Origin of the sequence: Agromyces binzhouensis (assembly GCF_004135055.1) — a bacterium.
Classification (GTDB): Bacteria; Actinomycetota; Actinomycetes; order Actinomycetales; family Microbacteriaceae; genus Agromyces; species Agromyces binzhouensis.
The window spans coordinates 1-2,946 of sequence record NZ_SDPL01000394.1 but is presented as its reverse complement, the minus strand read 5'-3'; the positions used below and the strand labels follow the sequence as shown (position 1 = coordinate 2,946).

The following is a 2,946-nucleotide window of genomic DNA, read 5'->3' as shown; positions in this document are numbered from 1 at the left end:
CGCCGTGGCGGCTCGGCCGGCGCCGGCGACACCAAGGACGCGCGCGAGTGGCTGCGCGCGAACGGCCACCAGGTGTCCGACCGCGGCCGCATCCCCGCGCCGCTCATGGAGCTCTACCGCAACCGCTGAGCCGAATCGCGCGACCGCTGCCGGCACCGCACGCCGGCGGCGCCGTCGGCTCATCGCAGTTCGAGCACGACCTCGTCGATCTCGGCGCCGCGGGCGTCGGCGTAGGCGCGGTCACGGCCCACCTCGACGAAGCCGAGCTTGTCGAGCACCGCGATGGATGCCGCGTTGTCGGCTGCGGCACGAGCGCGCACCGGCCGCGGCTGCGTGTCGAGGAACAGCCGCATCGCGCGCGTCGCGATCCCGCGACCCCACTCGTCTCGATCGATCCAGTACGTGATCTCGGGGGCGCGCGTCTCGTCGTCGATCCACCGGGCGACGCTGCCGACGATGCGGACGGTCCGCGCATCGACGTCCTCGCGGGCGAACAGCTTCGCCCAGTGCGCGTCGAAGGCCGCGCGATCAGATGGATCCGCGGCCGTGAACGCCGCCATGCGGTTCGCCTCGGGATCGAGTCGGATTCGGAACAACTCGTCGAGATCGCCCGCGCGGGTCGCGCGCAGGGTCACGACGTGAGGCTCGACCATGCCATGTCCTCCAGGATGCTGCGGACCACCCTGTCCGCGGGTCGGCGCCCATGGATGCGGGCGCTGTGGGGGGTCGAGTTGATCAGTCCGAAGGCGGCGTGTGCCCGGATGCGCAACTCGGATTCGGCCCGGTCGGGCCTGAGGCGGGCGAGCACGCCCACCCACAGTTCGACGTAGGAACGCTGCAGGCGCCGGACCTCGTGCGCGTCGGCGTCGCCGAGGCTGTCGAGGTCGCGATCCTGCACGCGGATGACGTCGGCGTTCGCGAGCGCGAAGTCGACGTGGAAGCGGATGAGGGCGCGGAGCGCCTCGTCGGGCGCGGCGACCTCGTCGACCGTGCGGCGGCCGCCGTCGAGCAGGCCCCGGCTGGCGTCGAGGAGGATCGCGGCGAGCACCGCGGCCTTGCCCGGGAAGTGGCGGTAGACGGCGGGCCCCGAGACGCCGGCGGCCTGCCCGAGTTCCTCGAGCGTCACGCCGGGGTAGCCGCGCTCGGCGAACAGCCGTGCGGCCGCGGTGAGCAGCGCCGCGCGACGATCGGCCTTGGCGCGGCCGCGCTCGGTGAGCGTCTCGGACAGGGGGCACCTCCGGGGCATTCGGTGAATGCACACTAACCGACATGGGAGCGGGCGGCAAGCGGGATGCGGGCTCGGCGACTTCGGCACCGAGCCCGATGCCCGACTGCCGGGCGCTCAGCGCGCCGTCGCCGCGGCGGCCTCCCGGACGAGTCGGACGGCCTCCGCTGCCCCGCGGTTCCACGGGGTCCCGTGGCCGGGCAGCACCCATTCGGCATCCGTCGCCGCGAGCCGGTCGAGCGAGTCGAGCGCTGCGTCGGGCGAGTCGGTGAACGGAGCCGGCTGCGGGCCCCGGCGGCCCGTGAGCACGTGGCGGGTGGTGAGAGCGTCGCCGACGGCGACCGCGCCGAGTGCGGGGGAGTGGACCGCGATGCTGCCCGGCGAGTGGCCGTGCATGGAGATGATCTCGGGCGACCCGGGAAGGTCGGCGAGGTGCTCGCCGCCCTCGAGCGTGCGGGCATCGGCGAGGTACTCGGTCCTCGCGCCGCCCTTGGCGAGCGCGTAGGCGAAGAAGCGCACGACCGGCCAGGGGCGGATGCCGCGGCCGAACGAGGTGGCGGGCGTGTCGCCCCCCTTCGCCCGGTCGAGGTCGGCGGCGTGCACGTAGACGGGCACGCCGTGGTCGCGGCGGAGGCGCTCGGCGAAGCCGAGGTGGTCGGTGTCGCCGTGCGTGAGGATGACCGCGCGCACGTCGTCGATCGTGAGGCCCGCGTCGGCGAGTTCGGCGACCAGGTCGCCGTAGTGCCCGGCGAGCCCCGCGTCGACGACGGTCACGCCGCGCCCGTCGATGAAGAGGTAGGACGCGACGATCTCGTTGCCGACGCGCCGGAGTCCCGGTGAGAGTTGCATGATGGCTACGATACATAGCTATGATGGCTAGTGTCAATAGCCATGAAGGAGGCGGACATGCCGGCACCCGCGAAGGTCACGCCCGACGCCTTGCGAGCCGAGGCCCGCCTGATCCTCGAGCGCGACGGTCAGCAGGGCCTCACGATGCAGGCCGTCGCCGCCGGACTCGGCGTGCGGGCGCCGTCGCTCTACAAGCACCTGCGCGACCGCGACGCGCTCGTGCGGCTCGTCGCGGAGGACGTCGCGGTCGAGCTCGGGGAGCGGATGGAACGGGTGCTCGTCGCCGAGCCCGACGCGGCCGACGCGGTGCGTGCGATCGCGGCATCCGCTCGCCGGTTCGCGCACGAGAACCCGCACGGCTACGGCCTCGTCTTCGGGCCGCTGCCCGAATCGTCGCGGGCGCGCGGATCCGCCATGGAGCGGGCGAGCGCGCCGATCCTCGAGGCGGCGCGCAGGCTCTCGGGCGAGGCGCGGGCGCTCGATTCCGCGCGCACGATCACCGCGTGGATGCACGGTTTCACGAGCATGGAGCTCGCGGGGGCGTTCCGCCTCGGCGGCTCGGTCGACGATGCCTGGTCGTACGGGCTCGACCAGCTCGTCCGCGCCCTCGCCGCGCCCGGGTGAGGGTCGGCTTGCGGAACTCGGTGAATGGTCGCTAACATGAATCCCGGTTAGCGAACGTTCACCGAAGCGCTCGCACGCACGCCACGACGGAGAGGCGGAACGGGAGCGGATGCACACCATCACGAGCGCGATCGACGCGGCGTCCGACGCCGCGCGCGCCAACGCCGACGCGCACGCCGTCCTGGTCGAGGAGCTTCGCGAGCGGCTCCGCGTCGCCGCCCTCGGCGGGCCCGAGGCATCCCGCGACC

At 73.6% G+C, this 2,946-nt stretch carries 5 protein-coding genes; 2 read left to right on the top strand and 3 right to left on the bottom strand.

Annotated features, from left to right (window positions below; all coding sequences use genetic code 11):
* A partial coding sequence (locus ESO86_RS20095; RefSeq protein WP_207207165.1) for an Lsr2 family DNA-binding protein occupies positions 1 to 129 on the top strand: 129 nt, incomplete at its 5' end.
* A gap of 50 nt (positions 130 to 179) precedes the next feature.
* On the opposite strand, the gene ESO86_RS14695 is transcribed toward ESO86_RS20095, so the two are convergent.
* The 3 genes from ESO86_RS14695 to ESO86_RS14685 form a co-directional block, all read right to left on the bottom strand.
* Positions 180 to 635 carry a GNAT family N-acetyltransferase gene (locus ESO86_RS14695; protein ID WP_207207164.1) on the bottom strand — a complete coding sequence of 152 codons (456 nt, stop codon included), beginning with the start codon at positions 633 to 635 and terminating at the stop codon, positions 180 to 182.
* Entirely contained in the window at positions 632 to 1,246 is a 615-nt protein-coding gene (locus tag ESO86_RS14690) for an SACE_7040 family transcriptional regulator (RefSeq protein ID WP_207207163.1), read from the bottom strand. Before ESO86_RS14690 ends, ESO86_RS14695 begins: the two co-directional genes overlap by 4 nt.
* A 96-nt stretch (positions 1,247 to 1,342) precedes the next feature.
* Positions 1,343 to 2,074: an MBL fold metallo-hydrolase gene (locus ESO86_RS14685; protein WP_129235656.1), complete on the bottom strand. Its 732-nt coding sequence runs from the start codon at positions 2,072 to 2,074 to the stop codon at positions 1,343 to 1,345.
* 57 nt (positions 2,075 to 2,131) lie between these two features.
* On the opposite strand from ESO86_RS14685, the gene ESO86_RS14680 reads away from it, so the two are divergent.
* On the top strand, positions 2,132 to 2,698 hold the full coding sequence (locus tag ESO86_RS14680; RefSeq protein ID WP_129235655.1) for a TetR/AcrR family transcriptional regulator: 567 nt from the start codon (positions 2,132 to 2,134) through the stop codon (positions 2,696 to 2,698).
* Positions 2,699 to 2,946 lie beyond the last annotated feature (248 nt).

Bases quoted from the DNA above. Each gene is read 5' to 3' on its own strand.
- ESO86_RS14690 (WP_207207163.1), bottom strand. From the start codon at position 1,246: ATGCCCCGGAGGTGCCCCCTGTCCGAGACGCTCACCGAGCGCGGCCGC.
- ESO86_RS14685 (WP_129235656.1), bottom strand. From the start codon at position 2,074: ATGCAACTCTCACCGGGACTCCGGCGCGTCGGCAACGAGATCGTCGCG.
- ESO86_RS14680 (WP_129235655.1), top strand. From the start codon at position 2,132: ATGCCGGCACCCGCGAAGGTCACGCCCGACGCCTTGCGAGCCGAGGCC.